General features: G+C 63.6%; 17 protein-coding genes. 2 read left to right on the forward strand and 15 right to left on the reverse strand.

Going from position 1 to position 20,055, the window contains the following annotated elements; genetic code table 11:
- The 15 genes from DCO48_RS22835 to DCO48_RS21870 all read right to left on the reverse strand — a co-directional run.
- The coding region (locus DCO48_RS22835; RefSeq protein ID WP_218276133.1) for a hypothetical protein at positions 1-274 on the reverse strand (274 nt) is incomplete at its 3' end.
- A gap of 16 nt (positions 275-290) precedes the next feature.
- On the reverse strand, positions 291-3,980 hold the full coding sequence (locus DCO48_RS21805; protein WP_116552681.1) for a tubulin-like doman-containing protein: 3,690 nt from the start codon (positions 3,978-3,980) through the stop codon (positions 291-293).
- Between the two features lie 109 nt (positions 3,981-4,089).
- Positions 4,090-4,506 carry a hypothetical protein gene (locus DCO48_RS21810; protein WP_116552682.1) on the reverse strand — a complete coding sequence of 139 codons (417 nt, stop codon included), beginning with the start codon at positions 4,504-4,506 and terminating at the stop codon, positions 4,090-4,092.
- Positions 4,507-4,542: 36 nt separating this feature from the next.
- Positions 4,543-6,018: a hypothetical protein gene (locus DCO48_RS21815; protein ID WP_116552683.1), complete on the reverse strand. Its 1,476-nt coding sequence runs from the start codon at positions 6,016-6,018 to the stop codon at positions 4,543-4,545.
- Positions 6,006-7,460 carry a hypothetical protein gene (locus tag DCO48_RS21820; RefSeq protein WP_116552684.1) on the reverse strand — a complete coding sequence of 485 codons (1,455 nt, stop codon included), beginning with the start codon at positions 7,458-7,460 and terminating at the stop codon, positions 6,006-6,008. Before DCO48_RS21820 ends, DCO48_RS21815 begins: the two co-directional genes overlap by 13 nt.
- A 186-nt stretch (positions 7,461-7,646) precedes the next feature.
- On the reverse strand, positions 7,647-9,605 hold the full coding sequence (locus DCO48_RS21825; RefSeq protein WP_116552685.1) for a DUF4105 domain-containing protein: 1,959 nt from the start codon (positions 9,603-9,605) through the stop codon (positions 7,647-7,649).
- Positions 9,602-9,922: a DUF2388 domain-containing protein gene (locus DCO48_RS21830; protein WP_116552686.1), complete on the reverse strand. Its 321-nt coding sequence runs from the start codon at positions 9,920-9,922 to the stop codon at positions 9,602-9,604. Before DCO48_RS21830 ends, DCO48_RS21825 begins: the two co-directional genes overlap by 4 nt.
- 26 nt (positions 9,923-9,948) lie before the next feature.
- Positions 9,949-10,242, reverse strand: coding sequence for a DUF2388 domain-containing protein (locus DCO48_RS21835; RefSeq protein ID WP_116552687.1), 294 nt, complete (start codon positions 10,240-10,242; stop codon positions 9,949-9,951).
- An 83-nt stretch (positions 10,243-10,325) separates the two neighbouring features.
- Complete coding sequence (locus DCO48_RS21840; RefSeq protein WP_116552688.1) at positions 10,326-10,643, reverse strand: DUF2388 domain-containing protein; 318 nt, start codon at positions 10,641-10,643, stop codon at positions 10,326-10,328.
- A 272-nt stretch (positions 10,644-10,915) separates the two neighbouring features.
- On the reverse strand, positions 10,916-11,131 hold the full coding sequence (locus DCO48_RS21845) for a DUF1127 domain-containing protein (protein ID WP_116552689.1): 216 nt from the start codon (positions 11,129-11,131) through the stop codon (positions 10,916-10,918).
- Between the two features lie 321 nt (positions 11,132-11,452).
- Positions 11,453-12,946 (reverse strand): acetyl-CoA hydrolase/transferase family protein, encoded by a 1,494-nt coding sequence (locus DCO48_RS21850; RefSeq protein WP_116552690.1) that lies wholly within the window; start codon positions 12,944-12,946, stop codon positions 11,453-11,455.
- A 177-nt stretch (positions 12,947-13,123) separates the two neighbouring features.
- The gene (locus tag DCO48_RS21855; protein ID WP_116552691.1) at positions 13,124-14,560 is read right to left on the reverse strand and encodes an NAD(P)(+) transhydrogenase (Re/Si-specific) subunit beta; all 1,437 of its coding nucleotides are present in this window, start codon (positions 14,558-14,560) and stop codon (positions 13,124-13,126) included.
- Between the two features lie 2 nt (positions 14,561-14,562).
- Positions 14,563-14,880: an NAD(P) transhydrogenase subunit alpha gene (locus DCO48_RS21860; protein WP_009403440.1), complete on the reverse strand. Its 318-nt coding sequence runs from the start codon at positions 14,878-14,880 to the stop codon at positions 14,563-14,565.
- 11 nt (positions 14,881-14,891) lie between these two features.
- Positions 14,892-16,013: a Re/Si-specific NAD(P)(+) transhydrogenase subunit alpha gene (locus tag DCO48_RS21865; RefSeq protein ID WP_116552692.1), complete on the reverse strand. Its 1,122-nt coding sequence runs from the start codon at positions 16,011-16,013 to the stop codon at positions 14,892-14,894.
- 407 nt (positions 16,014-16,420) lie between these two features.
- Positions 16,421-17,347, reverse strand: a complete 927-nt coding sequence (locus tag DCO48_RS21870; protein WP_116552693.1) for a LysR family transcriptional regulator — start codon at positions 17,345-17,347, stop codon at positions 16,421-16,423.
- A 165-nt stretch (positions 17,348-17,512) separates the two neighbouring features.
- Between DCO48_RS21870 and DCO48_RS21875 the strand changes: the two genes are divergently transcribed.
- Positions 17,513-18,694 carry an acyl-CoA dehydrogenase gene (locus DCO48_RS21875; RefSeq protein WP_116552694.1) on the forward strand — a complete coding sequence of 394 codons (1,182 nt, stop codon included), beginning with the start codon at positions 17,513-17,515 and terminating at the stop codon, positions 18,692-18,694.
- A gap of 14 nt (positions 18,695-18,708) precedes the next feature.
- Positions 18,709-19,929: a CaiB/BaiF CoA-transferase family protein gene (locus DCO48_RS21880; protein ID WP_116552695.1), complete on the forward strand. Its 1,221-nt coding sequence runs from the start codon at positions 18,709-18,711 to the stop codon at positions 19,927-19,929.
- The last annotated feature ends 126 nt before the right edge of the window (positions 19,930-20,055 follow it).

Below are 20,055 nucleotides of genomic sequence, written 5' to 3' on the forward strand. Positions count from 1 at the left end.
GTGCGGCGGCCGGCGCTGCAGCAACCGGCGTGGCCGGTTTGACCGGGGCTGGCGGCGGGGCTTCAACGATTGGTGCCGCTACCGGCACCACCGCAGCAGGCGCTGGCGCAGGGGCGACCACGGCGGCCACGGCCGGCGCCGGAGGCGGTGTGGCCACCACCTGGCTGCTGGCGCCACAGTACGGGCAGAACTTCACTGGGCCGGCGAGCGCCTTGGCGCAGCCGGCATTGGCGCAGTTCAGCGGGAAGGCCGGTTTTTTGGCAGATGCAGACATCGCGCGCGTGCCTCCCTCAGTTCACAGGCGGCGGCGCCATGGGCGCAACCGGTGGTGGCGTGCCGGCAGCGGGTGCTGGCGGTACGGCCGGGGCGAACAGGTGGGCCAGTTCGGCGATCTGCCCGGCATTCAGCCAGGCCGGCATGCCTTCGCGCCACAGCAGGCTGTCGCGGGTTACCTGGTTACCGAGGACGAACTGCTGCAGCTCGCTGACGCTGTACGGGCCATAGTTGGTCCCGGCCACGTTCAGGTGGTAACGGTGCGCCGGCACGGCGGCCGGTGGCGGTACCGCTGCCCCGACGCCTGGCGCCTGTGGTGGCGCGAAGGCCGCTGCTGCCGCCTGCGGCGCGGCGCTGGCGGCGGGCTGGAACAGCGCGTCGAGCCAACCGGCAGTGAAGAACTCCTTGCGCAGGGTGCGTTTCTCGCTGTGGTCTTCGTGCACTTCGTCGCGGTAGACGTCGGCGCGCGAGCCGGCGATGGTCGCGGCGAACTGGTCGAGTAAGCCACGCGCCTGCTCGACCAGCCGTTCGGCCTGATCGGGGTGCTGCCGCTTGAGGCGGGTGTCGTACTCGTTCTTCAGCAGCTCGGCGATCTTGTACGGGAAGGTCTGGTACAGCGCCGAGCGGCCGACCTCGTCCTGGCGCATCTGCGGCTTGTAGGCGCCGCGGCGCATGTCTTCGAACAACGCGACCATGGCCGCCAGTTGCTGTGGGCTGCGGACTTGCTCGTAATGCTGGCGCAACTGGGTTTCGATGTCCTTGCGTTGCAGCGGACTCAGGCCGTTCTGACGAATCGCAAACTCGTCGCCGACGGCGAAGTAGTCCTGGTCGATCATGAACTCGTAGCGCTCGCTCTGGGTACGGCGCAGCACGCCGGTAGCGACGGCGTGCAGGTACAGCTTGAAGTCCTCGGCGAACTGGCGGTACTGCTCCTGGGTGAACTGGATCGGCTGCACGAACTGGCTGATGCGCTTGTGGGTGTGCAACGGAATGGTGGTGCTTTCCTTGCGGTAGCTGGCCAGGTAGGTCGGCAGCGGCGTCAGCGCCGGCAGCGGGAAGCCGCTGAACTCGGTGAAGCAGATCAGCTTGCCGGGGGTGCCCGACTCGACGAACTGGATCTGCCCCGCCGTCAGCCCGGTGCCTTGCGGCATGCACTGGGCTAGCATGGCGCCATAGCTACGCTTGAACTCGGCGGCATCGTGCACGCCGACCAGGCAGGTGTAGGGGTCTTTGCTGATGCCGAAGCCACCGGTCAGGTTCAGCGGCGCCCACGGCATGGCCCGTTGCAGCAACTGGCGGAACTTGTCGCGCTGCTCGTCCGGGGTCAGCGCGGCCAGGGCACTGAGCAGCGGGTCGACGCCCTGCGGATGTTTCGGCAGTTGCTGCACGGCCTTGTTGCGCAGCTTGGACAGCAGTTCTTCCTGGCCGTCGTCGTCCTGCAGTTTGCCGAACAGGGTTTTCGAACCACCGAAGTCCTTGAAGGCTTCCTTGGCCCACAGGCGAACCTGCTGGGTGTCGACGGCCTGGTCATCGCCGTTCTGCACCAGGGTCAACGGGATCAGCGTGGCGTGCTTTTCCTTGATGCTGGCGTCGATCTTGCTGATATCCGACTCGATCCGGCGCAGCAACTGGTCGACTGCATTGCGGCCGTCCTGCAGCCGGCCAACGAAACCGTTCCACACGGCGCGGCCGCTCTGGTCCACCGATTCCTTGCGACCGAGCCAGTCGGAGACGTCGCGCAGCAGCTGTGCAGCTTCCCGCGCGGCAACGAAGCGCACGTAGAACAGCAGGCTGTCGCGCAGGGTGTCCTTGACCTGGGTGAGCACGGTCTCGGCCTGTTTTTCCTTGCCGCTCAGGCGTGCCATCAAGCCGCCACCGGTGGTTTCCTTGAGCCGCTCGAACTCGCGGGCCAGCTCCGAGGATTCCAGCTTTTCGGCCAGCTCCTTGAAGCGTGCGGCGTTCTTCTCCAGCGCCGGGATGATCCCGCTGCCTTCGTTTTCCAGGCGGTCCTTGAGCATCTCGACCAGCGCCAGGGTGTAATCCAGGCCACCACGCTCGTCGTCGTCCAGGCGCCGGAAGAGTTTCTCCGGCAGGGCGTCTTCACGCACCAGCTCGGCCAGACGGCGTACCCGGTTCTCGCGGATGCGCACTTCATGGTTGCGCTCGGCGCTGTCGACGCTGCTGCCCTTGGTGTCGCGCTCCAGCTGCTGCTGGATCTCGCGTACGTGGGTCAGCCACTGGTCCTTGTCGGCGCCGCCGTTCTGCAGGCGTTCGAACAGCGCTTCGACCTTCTGCTCGATCTGCGCGGTGACGCTGTTGTCGCCTTCCACCAGCAACAGGTCGTCGGCCAGTTGGTAGTGGGTGAACTCGCCAGTGGCCAGGGTCAGCTCGACCTTGGAGAGGAACTCCGGCATCTCGGTGAAGGTGCGCGGGGTAACGTTGAGCTGCTCCTTGAGGAAGTCATCGCGCTCGCGGTCGGTCGGGCGGTTGTCGTTCAGCGCTGCGTTGGCGACACCGAAGAAGGCCTTGAGCATGTGCTGCACCTGGCGGTTCAGGCGCACGTTCTGCCGGGCGTCGACCTGGGTGTCGAGCACCGCCTGGCCGAGCGAGGAGTACAGGCAAGGGAAGCGCAGCTCGGTGTCGTCGCCGTAGTCCTGCGGCAGGCGCACGGTGTAGGAGCGGATCTTGTGCTGGTTCTGGTTGACCGCAGTCGAGCGCTTCTTGTTGGCGAAGTCCTGCGAGGTAAAGTCGGTGAACAGCACGTCGGAGAGCATCTCGTAGATGTCTTCCTGGTCGCTGGTCTTGGCCTGGGCGACGTTGCTGTTGTCGATGATGTAGACATCGTCGTACGGCCGGCTGTCGATGAACAGGTTGTCGCTGGCGTCCCAGTGTTTGACCAGGCGGTGGCCGCGCATCGAGGTTTCCAGCTCCATCAGCGCCGCGTAGCCGTTGGCCTGCACGCGCTCGGTGTTGTAGCTGTGGAAGCCGCCGGGCAGCACGAAGAACAGGTCGACCTTACCGGCAATGTTGTATTCCTTGAGGATCGCCTTGGCCAGGTAGCCCATGTCGAGGAACGAGCCGGAGCCGGTACCGCCGGCCGCCGAGCCGCTGATGACGATACGGATCTTGCCTGGGTCGATTTCCAGGCCAAGTTTCTTCAGCTTGTCGGCCTGCCCGCCGATGTTGCTCAGCAAGCGCCCGACCTTGTCGCGCAGCTTGTCGCGGATCACCGGGTACTTGTCGTAGAAGTACAGGCGTGACAGCGCGCGGATCTGCCCGGCGCCTTTGGACGGGTCGATGCCCAGTGCACGGATCTTGTCCGGGGTCAGCGGGAACCACTCGGCCACTTCGCGGTGGCGGTTGAGCTCGTCCATCGAGTGGGTGTACTTGCTCAGGTTGAGCGGCTCGATGATCTTTTCTTCGGAGGTGAACGCCACCTGCTCGGCCAGCACGTCGGTTTTCACCGACTTGCCGTCCTGGGTCACCTCACCGGCGTCCAGGTCGAAGTTGACGAACTGCACCAGCGGGAAGTCGGCAATCTGCTGCACCTGGCTGTTGCCACCCCAGATGGTGTTGAGAATACGCCGGCGCAGGCGAATGTTGACCTTCATGCCGGTGCCGCCCAGGGCGATGAACAGCGTTGGGTGAATCTTCTCGCTGACCGGGTTCTGCGTGGCCGGGCCGGAAGGTTGTGCTTGCTCGTTCATCGGGAAACTCCATGAGCCCTGGCGGGGCGGGCCGAGGCAACTCGGCGGGCTAATCCATACATCGGTTCAAGGCGGCTGGGCGGGTCCAGCCGCGGTGCGGCAGCGGGTCTCAGCGCTTGGCCGAGAAGGTCATCAGCCAGGCGATCAGCGACAGGCCGGCAACCCCGACCAGCGGCGCCAGGTACAGCGGGGTGAGGAACTGACCGGCGTTGAGTACCGCCAGCACGGCCATTGCCGAGACCATCAGCAGGCCGAGGAACAGGAACCAGCCCGAGGCGTTGGCCCGGCTTGGCGCAACGCGCTCACGGACGCGCCAGTTGGCGTAGGCGTTCTTGATCACGAAGAAGATCAGTGCCAGTACCACCAGCACGGCAACGCCGATCAGCGCGTCGCGGCTGTCGACTTTCTTTGGCCCCAGGTCCAGCACCGGGGTCGGCGCGCTCAGGGTCGAAGTGGTAACAGGGGCGGCGACTTCTGGAGCAGCGACGCTTTCTACTGGGGCTGGCAGGGAGCTGGTTTGGGCCATGACGTGGGCTTCCGATTCCGGGGGCAATAAAGGGGGTTATTTGAGGCGCACGGCGACATCCGCCGAGAGCTTTTCAAGTGAGGTACCGAACAGGCTGCGCTTGACCGTCGCGACCTTGTTCTGGCGGTCGTCGTAGACCGCCGCGCTGCTGAACGGCTTGAGCGGGATCTGCTGGGCAACCCCCTCGACCATTACCGTGACCGGCTTCTTGCCGGCAATCAGGCTCTTGGCCAGCAACAGGCCGATCAGCGCCAGGATGAACAGGGCCAGCAGCAACAGCACCGGGCCGAGCGGGTAGCTGATCTGCAGCACGATCGGCAGGCGGGTGGCCGAGGATCCGGCTTCGTTGGACGGGATGAACACGTCGGGCAAGGCGTCGTTGGGGAACAGTTCGTTCATCCGTGCGATGAACTGCTGGGAAATCTGCAGTTGCTGCTCGCTCAGTTGCACTTCGATAGCGCCGGCACGCTGGTAACCGCTGGAGAAGATCACCTCGCTCGACCACTGCGACGGCAGCGGTGGCAGTTGCAGGCTGATCGCCAGTTCGTCGGAGCGGGCGCCTGGTTCGAGGTTCTCGATGCGGTCGATGGAGATCGCCGACTGCAAGGCCTCGCCAGGCATGTCCAGCTTCAGGGCAACCTTGGCCGAGTGGATCTGGTAGGGGTTGAACTGGTTCTCGAAGCGTCCGAGCAGCACGGCGGTCTTCGCCGAGCCGTCGACGTCGATGTTGAGCACCACGGTCTGCTGGTCGGGCGCGAGCTCGGCGCTGACGTCGGGGGTGTCTTTGACCCCGGTCGGAATGAAGCGCACGGCAGCCTGGGTCAGCGGCTTGAGCCGCACGCGGTCGTCCTTGAGCAAGCTGGCCAGGGCCGGCTGGGCCAGTACCTGCTCCAGTGCCACACCGGCTTTATCGCCGTAGGCCAGGGCGTAGATCATCAGGCCGTTGGCCTGGAAGTTACTGCTCTTGACCGGCATCTTCTGTGGGAACGCAGCGATCCGACTGATCACCGCTTCCTTGTGCAACAGGTCGTAGAACTCGCGGTTCTTCAGCTGAGTTTCGCTGCTGTTGTTCGGGCTGTTCTTGTTGTTGGTGACGATCCAGATGATTCCTTCGCGGCCTTCCAGGCCGGTCTGGATGGCCGCCAGCAAGGCTTCCTTGAAGTCGGTGTCGGCATACGCGCCGCTGGTTTTGCGGGCCAGTTTGAGGGCGTTGACGCTGTCGGCGAGCTTGGCGTGGGTGCCTGGACCGCGGTAGGTCCACTCGGGTGACGGGTGGCTGCTATCGGCCTGGTTGAAGGCGCCGATCACCACTTCGCCATTGCCGGCAGCGGTGGCCGCCAGCTGGCTGACCAGCGGTTTGAAGCCGGACGCCGGGTCGAGGTAGAACGGTTCCATCCAGCCGGAGTTCTGCACCAGGAATACCTGGCGCAAGGTCTCGGCCTGGGCGCCGAAGCAGGCCAGGCTCAGGGCGAACAGCAGGCCTTGGCGCAGGCGGCGGGTCAGACGTTCCATCGGTAGAGCGCTCCGGAAGAATCGATATACAGCCACAGGGCGTTGTCGTAGCAGAACCATTGGGCGTTCCACGGCTGGCTGACTTTCAGCAGCATGTTCAGCGGTGTGCGACCGATCCGTTCGAGGCGGTATTGGACGTCGAGGCGCTCAGCGTTGTCGAAGAACTTCTGCAGGCTCGACTGCCAGTCGGCGCTGAACGACAGCAGGTGATGCGCGGCGTCTTTGAACTCGACGAACGGGTAGACCACGGCCCCGGTCATCTCGGTGGTGTATTGGTCGAACTCGGCCCACGGCGCGTCCAGGCGGACGTTGAACTGGTAGTTCAGGTGGCCGGTGCCCAGCCGTGAGCCGGTGATTTCCTTGCGCTCGTCCGAGTCCAGGCGCAGGGCCACCTGCTTGCCGTTTTCCAGCAGCAGTTGCCAGGTGCCGTAGCCGTCGACGAACGGCGGGCCATATTCAGGACGCGCTACGGCGCCGTTTGGCCAGCTCAGCCAGTGGGCTTCGACGCGTTCGCCGAGCTTGACGCTCAGGTAGCCGAATTTGCCGATCCACAGCAGCCGCCGCGAGGACGGCAGGCGCAGCGGCGCAGACAGGTCGCTCATGCGCAGCGCGTCGCCTTCGGCAATGGCGTGCTGCTGCCAGCCGCTGGCACTGCGTTCGATCAGACAGACGCTGCCATCGGCCTGTTGCTGCGGGATGAAGGTTTGCCCGTCGAGATCGCCAGGTGCACCCAAGGCCTTGCCTGGCGCGCGCTCCAGCCGGTAGCGGCCACTCAGCGGGTTGACGCTGATCTCGCTGGCGCCTTCGTCGCCAGCCAGCAGCAGGCGCTGCTCGCCGTCCTGTTCGCGCAGGCTGACGCCCCAGGCCCAGTTGGGCAGGCTGGAGCGGCCGATGGGGGTGGTCTGCGGCAGCAAGGTGGTCCACTGCCCTGCCCCGCGTTGCCAAAGGAACAGGCCACCTTCGCGATCGAGCGCGAACAGCGCTTCACGGTGCCCACCGAGGTTGGCGACCAGGAAGTTCAGGCCGTTCTTGCGCGGCAGGCTGATCGATTGCGCGTGATCGTTGAGGTTCGCCTGCGGGCTGGCGGCAATCGTGTCGAACAGGGCGACGATGGTCTGTTCGGCGCTGTCGAGCTTGCAGTCGTTTTCCACCACGCGGCGGCCACTGCCATTGCCATACGGTGGCAGCCAGCGGCGCTGCGGGTCATACGCAACCGGGGCCAGGGCCTTGCCGCTGTACGGGCAATGGCTGAACGCCGCGGGCAGGCAGCCAGCGCCATCCGCCGTCTGGCGTGCGCCGACGAGGAAATCCAGGTCCAGTTCATTGCTGTTCAGCGCCTGCCCATCGACCTGGGTCAGGGTGAACTTGCCGTGGGCATCCTGAAGCCAGCGCTGACCTTCCAGTGACCACTCGTACGCGTGATCGTCACCGACTACGTCCATATAACCCCACCATGCCAACGGTCGTCCGTGCGCGGCCCTGCCTGGCAGTGGTCAGGCCGACACGTCGATGAAAAGAGATTTCACGAATTGCCCTGACCGCGAGGCGGCGTGGGCAAAATGGCGTCAAAATACCATTTTTCTAGCGGCGAAATAGTGGCACAGGCAGATTCAAAGTCAACTCCCGGCTCAGGGCAATTGCAGCCCGCCGGCGGCCTTGTGCAGGCTGCGCAGGTGTTCACCGACCTGCTTGAGGTTACCTTCGACGGCAGCGATTTCGGCCGCGCGAGCAGGTTCGAGCAGGGCGCGGACTTCCTTGTCGAGGTCGCCGGTGAGGCGCTGCAGTTGCTGCTGGCGCTCGTTGCTGCGTTGTTCCAGCTGGCGGCGCTCGTCGGCCTGCGGCAAGCCGTAGCCGGAATGGCCAAGCAGTTCGGCCGGCTTGCTGAGGAAACCGCTGTTGGCCAGCACTTGCTGCAACGTGCGGTTGGCCTTGGCCACGCTGGCGTCATCCAGTGCACGCTTGCTCAGGTAGCGCTGTTTGACCTCGTCCTGGGCCAGCAGCAACTGCCGGCGCAGGCTGGCCTGCTCCAGTAACAGCAAGGCGGCGCTGGTGCGCAGGTCGGCCTGGGCGAACCAGCGCTGGCGGCTGGCGGCGGGCTGTTCCAGCCAGCTTTCGACGCTGTCCTGCGGGATCGGCAGTTGCTGCTTCAATACCTGGAACATCGCCTGATAGCGGTCGCGGTAGGAGTCGAAGCGGTAGCCCAGGCGCAACGCCTCGCGCGGGTCGTCGAGTACCCGGGTGTCGGCCAGGCCGCGGCCGTGCAGCACTTCGAGCAGGCCATTCGGGGTGATGTTGTCCAGCCCGGTCAGGCGCGGGTTGGCGGTGCCGCTGCGCAGCAGCTTGAGGGTTTCCACCGCGCAGTTGTTGGACACGAAGTAGTAGTTGCCGTCGTAGCTCCAGTGCATCTCGGCGGCTTGGCGCACCAGCGCTTCAAGCTCGTCACGGCTCAGCGTGAGCGGAATCGAGGCCAGGCTGCGCAGCTCCGTCTTGGTGTATTCGTCGATGACCTGGGCCAGCGGCAGTACGAACAGGCGCGACGGGTAGGCGCCGGTCAGGCCGTCCCAGCTCGACAGCTGCACATCGTTGACGAACGCCCGGTACGAGAGCACCAGGTGCTGGTCGAGGTCCAGCCGGCAATCCGGGCCGCGTGGCCGGCCTGGTGCGCAGATGACCAGGCGCAGCATGCTGTGGCCCCAGCGGCTGACCCAGTTCTGGTTGGCTTCGGCCAGCAGGTAGTCGACCGCGTAGACCCGCTCGGGGTCGATCTGCCCGAGCGGCTGCTTGGCGAAGTCGTTGCCGGCATTGAGGAACGGCAAGCCGGGGGCACAGGCCGGGTGCGCCGGCGCCCAGTCGAAATGCGCCTTCAGGTAGCTGTGCAGCGCCGGGCGCCGGCAGGCGTAGCTCGGGTCGAGGAGGAAGTACTCCATGTTGACCGCGATGAACTCCTTGGGGCTGCTCAGCTCGTAGCTGTCCGGGGTGCGTGCGACCTGATGGTTGTGCTGTTCGCGCTCGCCGCGCCGGCCGACGTATTGCGGCCAGCCGGCCAGGTCGAGCAGGCGCGGGTCGTCGCTCAAGGTAAAGCGCCGGGTGCTCTGGCCGCGGCACTGATCCGGCAGGCCGACCTTGCCCTGGCTGCCCTCGGCGCGGCGGCAGCGGCCGATCAGCGTGCGCTCGGCAGCCGGCCAGAGGCGCGCGCGGTCATAGAGGTGGGTGAGTTCATGCAGCACGGTGGCCAGCAGTTCCTGGCGCACGCTGCCATGCGGGCGTTGGGTCTGGGCGCTGGCGGCGCTGCCGTCGGTGAGGCCAGGCAGCAGGCGGCGGTTGAGTTCCAGGGTGGAAACCAGCGAGGCCTGACCGTAGGCGTCCTCGGGCATTCGCTCGCTCCAGCTGACCTGAACGCGGCGATCGAGATTGTGCTTGAAGGTCGGCGGCAGCGCTTGCAGCGCTTCGTCCAGCAGTGCCTGGCTGGCCCGCTGCTGTTGCGGGTCGAGGCCGTCGGTCTGCAGTTGCAGTTCGAGGTCGGCCAGCGCGGGGCCGCTGAGCAGCGCGAGAGCGCCACTCAGAAGCCAGGCACGAAGGGATTTCACAGGGCGAGGATGGCTTCGGCCAGTACCTGGTCGCTGGCGTCCCGGGCTTCCGGGAGGCGCTGGCGCAAGGTATCGAAGGCGGCTTCGAGCTGGGCACCACGGATGTCGCCACGGCTGGCAACGTAGCTGGCGGCGTCGTCGCGGGCTTCGCGGACCACTTTCGAGTCACGGATCGAGGTGGTGGTGTCCGAGGTGAAATCGATCGAGCGGCCAAACGCACGAACGATGATGTTGCTGGTGGCCACCAGGGTTTGAGCCTGGGCCAGGTCGGCCAGCAACAACAGGCCGAGGGTGGCGGCAATCAGCGGCTTACGCATGGAGCATCTCCGGGAAAACAGGGGGTTCATTGGATGAGAATTGCCTGCGCCAGTTCAAGGTCGTCGGCATGAAATTGCGGGTTGGCCTGGCGAAGGTGCATCAGGGCGGCTTCCAGCCGGGCACCGCGCAGTGTGCCGCCGCTGGCGACAAACATGGCCGCGTCGTCCTGGGCGGCGAGCATCAGTTTGCGCTCGAAGGGCGCGGAGGTGACCTTGCTGGTGGCGTAGCCGCTGACCACCAGGGTGTTGGTGGTCAGGTCCATGGCATGGGCGATGGTGGGTACGACCAGCATGAGCAGTAGCGAGAGCAGATAACGCATGACGTCTTAAAGGCTGTGAAATCAGGCGGCAAAGGCTATCTCAATGCGCTGGCCGGGGCCAGCGCAGGGTTTTTGCGGAGTATTTACAGGGCCAGGATTGCCTGGGCCAGTTGCCCGTCCGTGGCTTGCAGCGCAGGGGTCTGCTGACGGATGTGGGCGAAGGCGCTTTCCAGTTTCACGCCACGGATATCGCCTTGGCTGGCAACGAAGCTGGCGGCGTCGTCACGGGCGGCCTGAACGATCTTGTCGTCCTTGAACGAGGAGGACACATCGGAAGTGGCATCGGTGGACGCGGCAACGCCGCGCACGACGGTGTCGGTGGTGACGACGAAGCTGGTGGCCTGGGCGGTGGAGGCCAGGGTCAGCAGCAGCGCAGCGCCAAGCAGGCGGGAACGGGACATGGTCGATCTCCTGAGAAGGACAGGGTTGGTTCTTGCCGGTAAGCGTATCACGCAGGTTTGAGCGGCGCCTGTGATGGAGAACAAGGCTTTACGCATGTGGCGGCTGCCACAGGACGGCATTACTGTATAGGTCGTTATTAATAATTAAAAAACTGTACTGGTCGCTAGGCAACCGCTCTATTACGCGCCTTCCAGAACGACAAAACCCGTCAGCAGTGACCTGCGACGGGTTTTGGGGAATTCAGGTGCCGGCGATGCCGGCAGGCCTTGCATTAACGCCAGAACGGCTTGCTCAGCTCTTCGTAGCGTTGTGCTTCGCTGATACCGGCATCGGCCAGCAGACGCGAATCCAGGCGGGCCAGTTGATGGCGGCTGGAGATGCGGCGTTGCCACAGCATCAGGTTAGCCAGCAGGCGCAGAGGCAGAGCGGCTTTAGGTTGTTCAGCGGTGTTTTCGAAAACCAGACCGGAACTGAGGGTACGTTCCATGATGTGTCATCCTTCCGCTTGTGGCGGGATTAGGTAGTGATTTAACTGGTGCCCATGATCCTCCTCCGCCGGTCATAACAGTAGATACAGTTCACCTGAAGTGTAAGGGGTCAGTTAACTGTTTAAGGGGACTGTTGCACCCGTAATTGGCGCAACTGTACTGGTTCGCACCAAGGTGGTGCGTTTCATTGTCTCTGGAGGGGGTTTTCGCCGTAAAGCACCGCCAAATGACCGGTACAGTAGAACAGTTTGTGCGGCGTTAGCGCGTGGAGCTGTACAGCCGGTGCGCATTGCGCAGCACCGGCTGTTTGACCCAGTCGATCAGCTGGCGAGCATGCGCCCGGTTTCTTCCAGGTTTTCGTGCCACTGCAGCGCTTCGCGCAGGATGTGCGGGGTGTGTCCGCCCTTCTCGCAGGCGCGGGTGAAGTAGTCGTTCAGCGCTTCGCGGTAGTCCGGGTGGACACAGTTGTCGATGATCACGCGCGCCCGCTCGCGCGGCGCCAGGCCACGCAGGTCGGCCAGGCCCTGTTCGGTGACGAGGATGTCGACATCGTGCTCGGTGTGGTCGACGTGGCTGACCATTGGCACCACGCTGGAAATCGCGCCGCCTTTGGCAATCGACTTGGTGACGAAGATCGCCAGGTGCGCGTTGCGGGCGAAGTCACCCGAGCCGCCAATGCCGTTCATCATCCGCGTGCCGCAGACGTGAGTGGAGTTGACGTTGCCGTACAGGTCGAACTCCAGCGCCGTGTTGATGCCGATGATGCCCAGGCGGCGGACGACTTCCGGGTGGTTGGAGATTTCCTGCGGACGCAGTACCAGCTTGTCCTTGTAGCGTTCGAGGTTGCCGAACACGTCGGCGTTGCGTCGGGTCGACAGGGTAATCGAACTGCCCGAGGCAAAGCTCAGCTTGCCGGCGTCGATCAGGTCGAAGGTCGAGTCCTGCAGCACTTCGGAGTACATGGTCAGGTCTTCGAACGGCGAGTCGATCAGGCCGCACATCACGGCGTTGGCAATGCTGCCGATGCCGGCTTGCAGCGGGCCGAGCTTGTTGGTCATGCGCCCGGCGTCGACTTCCTGCTTGAGGAAGTTGATCAGGTGGTTGGCGATGCCCTGGGTTTCGTCGTCCGGTGGCAGCACGGTGGACGGCGAATCCGGCTGCTCGGTGATGACGATGCCGACGATCTTGGCCGGGTCGATCGGGATCGCGGTGCTGCCGATGCGGTCATCGACTTTCACCAGCGGGATCGGCGTACGGGTCGGCCGGTAGGTCGGGATATAGATGTCGTGCAGGCCTTCGAGGTTGGCGTTGTGCGCCAGGTTGATCTCGACGATCACCTGCTTGGCGAAAATGGCGAAGCTCGCCGAGTTGCCCACCGAGGTGGTCGGCACGATGTGGCCTTGTTCGGTGATCGCGACCGCTTCGATAACGGCAATGTCCGGCAGCTTGAGCTGCTGGTTGCGCAGCTGCTCGACGGTTTCCGAGAGGTGCTGGTCGATGAACATCACCTTGCCATCGTTGATGGCCTTGCGCAGGGTGCTGTCGACCTGGAAGGGCATGCGCCGGGCCAGTACACCGGCTTCGGTCAGCTGTTTGTCGAGGTCGTTGCCCAGGCTGGCGCCAGTCATCAGGCTGATTTTCAGCGGCGATTGCTTGGCACGTTCGGCCAGCGCGTGGGGCACTGCCTTGGCTTCGCCGGCGCGGGTGAAACCGCTCATGCCGACGGTCATGCCGTCCTGGATCAGGCCAGCGGCATCGGCCGCACTCATTACCTTGCTGTGCAGGGAGGACAGGCGAATACGATCACGGTACATGGATTGTTATCTCAGGCTACTTAAGCTAGATGCGCAGTCTAGTGATTTCGCCTGGCTTCGTCCCACGACCAAGGTCGAATGCGAAGCCTTGAAATAGAGCCTTCTGTCGGCTGGGCGGGGATGAAAAAGCCCCAGCCGATACCGCGCTGGGGCTATTTGTCACAGCCGATCAAAGGCTTACTCGACAGCCTTGACCATGTCTTCGATGACCTTCTTCGCATCGCCGAAGACCATCATGGTCTTGTCCAGATAGAACAGCTCGTTGTCCAGGCCGGCATAGCCGCTGGCCATCGAGCGTTTGTTGACGATGATGGTCTTGGCCTTGAAGGCTTCGAGAATCGGCATGCCGGCAATCGGCGATTTTGGATCGTTCTTCGCCGCCGGGTTGACCACGTCGTTGGCGCCGAGCACCAGCACCACGTCGGCCTGGCCGAACTCGGAGTTGATGTCTTCCATCTCGAACACCTGGTCGTACGGTACTTCGGCTTCGGCCAGCAGCACGTTCATGTGTCCGGGCATGCGCCCTGCCACCGGGTGGATCGCGTACTTCACGTTGACGCCGTTGTGGGTCAGCTTCTCGGTCAGTTCCTTCAGCGCGTGCTGCGCACGGGCCACCGCCAGGCCGTAGCCGGGAACGATGATCACGGTGTCGGCGTTGCTCAGCAGGAAGGTCGCGTCGTCGGCTGAACCGGATTTCACCGGGCGAGCTTCCTTCGATCCGGCCGGACCGCCGGCATCCGCCGCACCACCGAAGCCGCCGAGGATCACGTTGAAGAACGAACGGTTCATCGCCTTGCACATGATGTACGAGAGGATCGCACCGCTGGAGCCCACCAGGGAGCCGGCGATGATCAGCATCGAGTTGTTCAGCGAGAAGCCGATACCGGCCGCCGCCCAGCCCGAGTAGCTGTTGAGCATCGACACCACCACCGGCATGTCGGCGCCGCCGATCGGGATGATGATCAGCACGCCCATCACGAACGCCAGAACCAGCATCAAAGCAAACGCGCTGTAGCTGCCGGTGAACATGAACACCAGGCCCAGGCCCAGCGTGGCCAGGCCAAGCACCAGGTTCAGCTTGTGCTGACCACTGAACTGTACCGGTGCGCCCTGGAACAGGCGGAACTTGTACTTGCCCGAGAGCTTGCCGAAGGCGATCACCGAGCCGGAGAAGGTGATTGCACCGATTGCGGCACCGAGGAACAGTTCCAGGCGGTTACCGGTCGGGATCGGGTCGCTGATGCTGGCGACAATGCCCAGCGATTGCGGTTCGACCACCGCGGCAATGGCGATGAACACCGCTGCCAGACCGATCATGCTGTGCATGAAGGCGACCAGTTCCGGCATCTTGGTCATTTCCACGCGCTTGGCCATGATCGAGCCGGCGGTACCGCCGATCAGCAGGCCGACAATCACGTAGCCGATGCCAGCGGTGGCCAGCTCGGCGCCGAGCTTGTAGATCAGGCCGACGGTGGTGATCACGGCCAGGGCCATGCCGAGCATGCCGAACAGGTTGCCGCGGCGCGAGGTGGTGGGGTGCGACAGACCTTTGAGGGCCTGGATAAAGCACACCGACGCCACCAGGTAGAGAAGTGTTACCAGGTTCATGCTCATGTTTACTTCTGCCCCTCAGCCTTGGCTGCTTTCTTCTTGAACATCTCCAGCATGCGCCGGGTGACCAGGAAACCGCCGAACACGTTGACCGCCGCCAGGGCGACAGCCAGGGTGCCCATGACCTTGCCCAGCGGGGTCACGGTCAGCGCCGCCGCCAGCATGGCACCGACGATGACGATGGCGGAGATGGCGTTGGTAACGGCCATCAGCGGGGTGTGCAATGCAGGGGTGACGTTCCAGACCACGTGGTAACCGACATAAATGGCCAGCACGAAGATGATCAGGTTGTAGACGCCGTGAGAGATCAGCATGTCTTCCATTGTCTGGCTCCTTATCCGTTCTTGCGGATGACCTGGCCGTCGCGGCACATCAGGCACGCGGCGACGATGTCGTCTTCGAGGTTGAGCGTGTACTGGCCGTCCTTGTCGAACAGCAGCTTCATGAAGTCGAGCAGGTTGCGTGCGTACAGCGCTGACGCATCCGCGCCGACCTGCGCCGGCAGGTTGGTCGGGCCAACGATGGTCACGCCGTTCTCGACCACCACCTGATCGGCCACGGTCAGCGGGCAGTTGCCGCCCTGGGCTGCGGCGAGGTCGATCACTACCGAGCCGGGCTTCATTTGCGCGACGGTTTCGGCGCTGAGCAGGGTCGGTGCCTTGCGGCCGGGGATCAGTGCAGTGGTGATGACGATATCGGCCTGCTTGGCGCGCTCATGTACGGCCTGCGCCTGGCGCTGCATCCAGCTGGCCGGCATCGGCCGCGCGTAACCGCCGACGCCTTCGGCGCATTCGCGCTCTTCGTCGGTTTCGTATGGTACGTCGAGGAACTTGGCGCCCAGCGACTCGATCTGCTCCTTCACCGCCGGACGGACGTCCGAGGCTTCGATCACTGCACCCAGGCGCTTGGCCGTGGCGATGGCCTGCAGGCCGGCTACACCGGCACCGAGGATCAGCACGCGGGCGGCCTTAACGGTGCCGGCAGCGGTCATCAGCATCGGCATGAAGCGCGGGTAGTGGTGAGCCGCCAGCAGCACGGCCTTATAGCCGGCAATGTTGGCTTGCGAAGACAGCACATCCAGGCTCTGGGCCCGCGACGTACGCGGTGCCGCTTCGAGGGCAAAAGCGGTAATGCCGCGTTCGGCCATCTTGGCGATGAGGTCGTTGTTGAAGGGGTTGAGCATCCCCACCAGGACGGTACCGCTATGGATCTGCGCCAGTTCGCTGTCGTCAGGTGCCACAACTTTGAGGACAAGCTGTGCGCCAAACGCATCGGTAGCGCTGCCAATAGTGGCGCCTGCTGCTTCATAGGCACTGTCCGGCACGCTGGCATTGAGCCCGGCGCCGCGTTGCACAGTGACCTGATGCCCCTGGCCAATCAGTTTCTTGATGGTTTCGGGGGTGGCAGCGACCCGTGTTTCGCCCGTCTGCGTTTCGAGAGGAACACCAATGTGCACGTCAATTTCTCCTGCGTGATCTTTTGTTGGTAAACCAGCGCACTGCGGATGGTGCGTCTGGGGCGGCCGATCAGCACGATCCCGCTGCAAATACAGGCGGGGCGCGGCATTTTGCAGGCGATCCTGAATCGCTTCAACAAGTTCTGTTTGGTGACGACAACTAAACTACAAGTCACCCTGTGACCGAATGTCGCAACAAAAGCCTTGGAGCCCGCCAAACGCGGGCTTCAGGGAGATTACGGTAAAAATTGAAATTTTTTCGAGAAATTTGCTGGAATGGCGCGGACAAACCAATTTATGTCGTGAAAGCCCCGTAAACAGCAGGGTTAGGCGGTATTTGGCGTGGGCCGGAACAGTCTGTTTATATGCGACATTTCCGTATATCTGTAGGGCTCAAAATTTACTGACTACGGGGTCAGCAAACCTGTCTCGTCCTTATGTTCCGCGGCGTAGCGCTGTGCCTCGGCGATCAGCCAGTCGCGGAAAGCACGCAAAGACGCCGACTCCACCTTGCGCTCGGGGATCATCAGGTAATACGCCTTGATGCTCGACAGCGCTTGCGGGTTGGCAATGACCAGCCTGCCCTGCTCCAGTTCGCGCTGGATCAGGAACGGCGGAATCAGCGCGATGCCCATCTCGTGCATGGCCGCTTGCGCCAACATCGAGAATAGCTCATAGCGTGGGCCGGTCATGTCCCGCGCCACGCTCAGCGCCAGGCTGTCGAACCACTGGCGCCAGGCGTAAGGCCGGGTGCTCTGCTGCAGCAATGGCAATTGCGCGATGGCCTCGGCACTCAGGCTGCCCTGCCCGTTCAGCAGCGCCGGGCTGCACACCGGCACCGGGTTTTCACCCATCAGTCGATGCGAATGGGTACCGGGCCAGTCGGCATCGCCGAAATAGATCGCGGCATCGAACGAGGTGTCGGCGAACAGGAACGGTCGGGTGCGGTTGGTGAGGTTGACGGTGACTTCCGGGTGGCGCTGCTGGAAGTCTTTCAAGCGTGGCAGCAGCCATTGCGTACCAAAGGTCGGCACCACTGCCAGTTCGATCACATTGGCGCCTTGCTGGCCCATGACCGACAAGGTGTCGCGTTCGACGGCATCGAGCTGGGCGGCCACCCGGCGGCTGTAGGAGAGGCCTGCCTCAGTGAGCTTCACACCGCGTCGGGAGCGGCGGAACAGTTCGACATTGAGAAACTCCTCCAGCCCACCGATCTGACGGCAGACGGCGCCCTGGGTCAGCGACAATTCATGGGCGGCCTTGGTAAAGCTCTCGTGGCGCGCGGCCGCTTCAAAGCAGACCAATGCCGTGGTGCTGGGAATCTTGCGTCGCATATACGTCAACCTCACAAATAAGGCCTGAAAATGGCCTTTGCTGCTCTTTCGAAGTGAGAAATTAACACAGGTTGTTGCGTAATCCTCGTTTGTCGCGACGCCCGATCGGGCCTAGGATCATTGCACAAGAAATTCATCTCGAACCCATTTCCCGAGGTATCGCTCATGGCCGGCAAAGCAAGCTTCAACTGGATCGACCCACTCCTGCTCGATCAGCAGCTCAGCGAAGAAGAGCGCATGGTGCGTGACAGTGCCGAACAATTTGCCAAGGACAAGCTGGCCCCGCGCGTGCTCGAAGCCTTCCGCCATGAGCAGACCGACCCGGCGATCTTCCGTGAAATGGGTGAAGTCGGCCTGCTGGGCGCGACCATCCCCGAGCAGTATGGTGGCAGCGGCCTGAACTACGTGTGCTACGGCCTGATCGCCCGCGAAGTGGAGCGGATCGACTCTGGTTACCGCTCGATGATGAGCGTGCAGTCGTCGCTGGTGATGGTGCCAATCAACGAGTTCGGCACCGAAGCACAGAAACAGAAGTACCTGCCCAAGTTGGCCAGTGGTGAGTGGATCGGCTGCTTCGGCCTCACCGAGCCGAACCACGGCTCCGATCCGGGCTCGATGATTACCCGGGCGAAGAAGGTCGATGGCGGCTATCGCCTGAGCGGCGCTAAGATGTGGATCACCAACAGCCCGATTGCTGACGTGTTCGTGGTCTGGGCCAAGGACGATGCCGGCGACATCCGTGGCTTCGTGCTGGAGAAAGGCTGGCAGGGCCTGAGTGCTCCGGCGATCCACGGTAAGGTCGGTCTGCGCGCTTCGATCACCGGCGAGATCGTGATGGACAACGTGTTTGTGCCCGAAGAAAACATCTTCCCGGATGTGCGCGGCTTGAAAGGCCCGTTCACCTGCCTGAACTCGGCACGCTATGGCATCTCCTGGGGGGCACTGGGCGCTGCCGAGGACTGCTGGCACACCGCCCGGCAATACACCCTGGACCGCCAGCAGTTCGGCCGGCCCTTGGCGGCCAACCAGCTGATCCAGAAGAAGCTGGCCGACATGCAGACTGAAATCACCCTGGCCCTGCAAGGCTGCCTGCGTCTGGGGCGGATGAAGGACGAAGGCACTGCGGCGGTGGAAATTACCTCGATCATGAAGCGCAACTCCTGCGGCAAGGCCCTGGACATTGCCCGCCTGGCGCGCGACATGCTTGGCGGCAATGGCATCTCCGACGAGTTCGGTGTGGCCCGTCACCTGGTCAACCTTGAGGTGGTCAATACCTACGAAGGTACCCACGACGTGCATGCGCTGATCCTCGGGCGTGCGCAAACCGGCATCCAGGCCTTCTATTAATAAGGAGCCAGCCCATGGGCGCGCTATCTCATCTGCGGGTGCTGGATCTGTCGCGAGTATTGGCCGGGCCCTGGTCCGGGCAGATTCTTGCGGACCTGGGGGCCGAGGTGATCAAGGTCGAGCGCCCGGGCAGCGGCGACGACACACGCGCCTGGGGCCCGCCCTTCCTTAAGGATGCCTACGGCGAGAACACCAGCGAGGCGGCTTATTACCTGTCCGCCAACCGTAACAAGCGTTCGGTGACCATCGACTTTACCCAGCCCGAAGGTCAGCGCCTGGTGCGCGAGCTGGCGGCGAAGTCGGACATTCTTATCGAGAACTTCAAGGTGGGTGGCCTGGCGGCCTACGGGCTGGATTACGAAAGCCTCAGGGCGATCAATCCGCGGCTTATCTATTGCTCGATTACCGGCTTCGGTCAGACCGGGCCGTACGCCAAGCGTGCCGGCTACGACTTCATGATCCAGGGGCTGGGCGGGCTGATGAGCCTGACCGGGCGCCCGGAAGGTGAAGCGGGGGCTGGGCCGGTGAAGGTCGGTGTGGCATTGACCGACATCCTTACCGGGCTGTACTCGACGGTAGCGATCCTGGCCGCCCTCGCCCACCGTGATCACGACGGTGGTGGCCAGCACATCGATATGGCGCTGTTGGACGTGCAGGTGGCGTGTCTGGCCAACCAGGCGATGAACTACCTGACCACGGGTACACCGCCGCGGCGGCTGGGCAATGCGCACCCGAACATCGTGCCGTACCAGGATTTCCCGACGGCGGATGGCGACTTCATCCTTACCGTGGGCAATGACGGGCAGTTCCGCAAGTTCGCCGAGGTGGCCGGTCAGCCACACTGGGCCGACGATCCACGCTTTGCTACTAATAAGCAGCGAGTAGCCAACCGGGCCGAGCTGATTCCGCTGATTCGTCAGGCGACAGTGTTCAAGACCACTGCCGAGTGGGTGGCACAGCTGGAGACAGCGGGTGTGCCATGTGGGCCGATCAACGATCTGGCGCAGATGTTCCAGGATCCACAGGTGAAGGCCCGCGGGCTGGCAATTGAGATTCCTCATCCGCTGGCCGGCAGTGTGCCGCAGGTGGCCAGCCCGATCCGGTTGTCGGAGACACCGGTGGAGTACCGGCATGCACCGCCGCTGCTGGGTGAGCATACCGATGCGGTACTGACGGAAGTGCTGGGGTTGGGAGCCGAGGAGGTGTCGCGTCTACGCGGTGCCGGGGTGCTCTAAGCGCCTTCTTCTATATAGCGCTAATCAGGGCGTCGAAACTAATTTGAAGGTTTTTCAAATTAAGGGTTGACGGCCGATTTAATCTCTCTATAATTCGCCCCACTTCCGGCGCAGTCGAAACGGAAA

The sequence above is a fragment of the Pseudomonas sp. SDI genome (genome assembly GCF_003105155.1).
In the GTDB taxonomy this organism is placed as follows: Bacteria; Pseudomonadota; Gammaproteobacteria; order Pseudomonadales; family Pseudomonadaceae; genus Aquipseudomonas.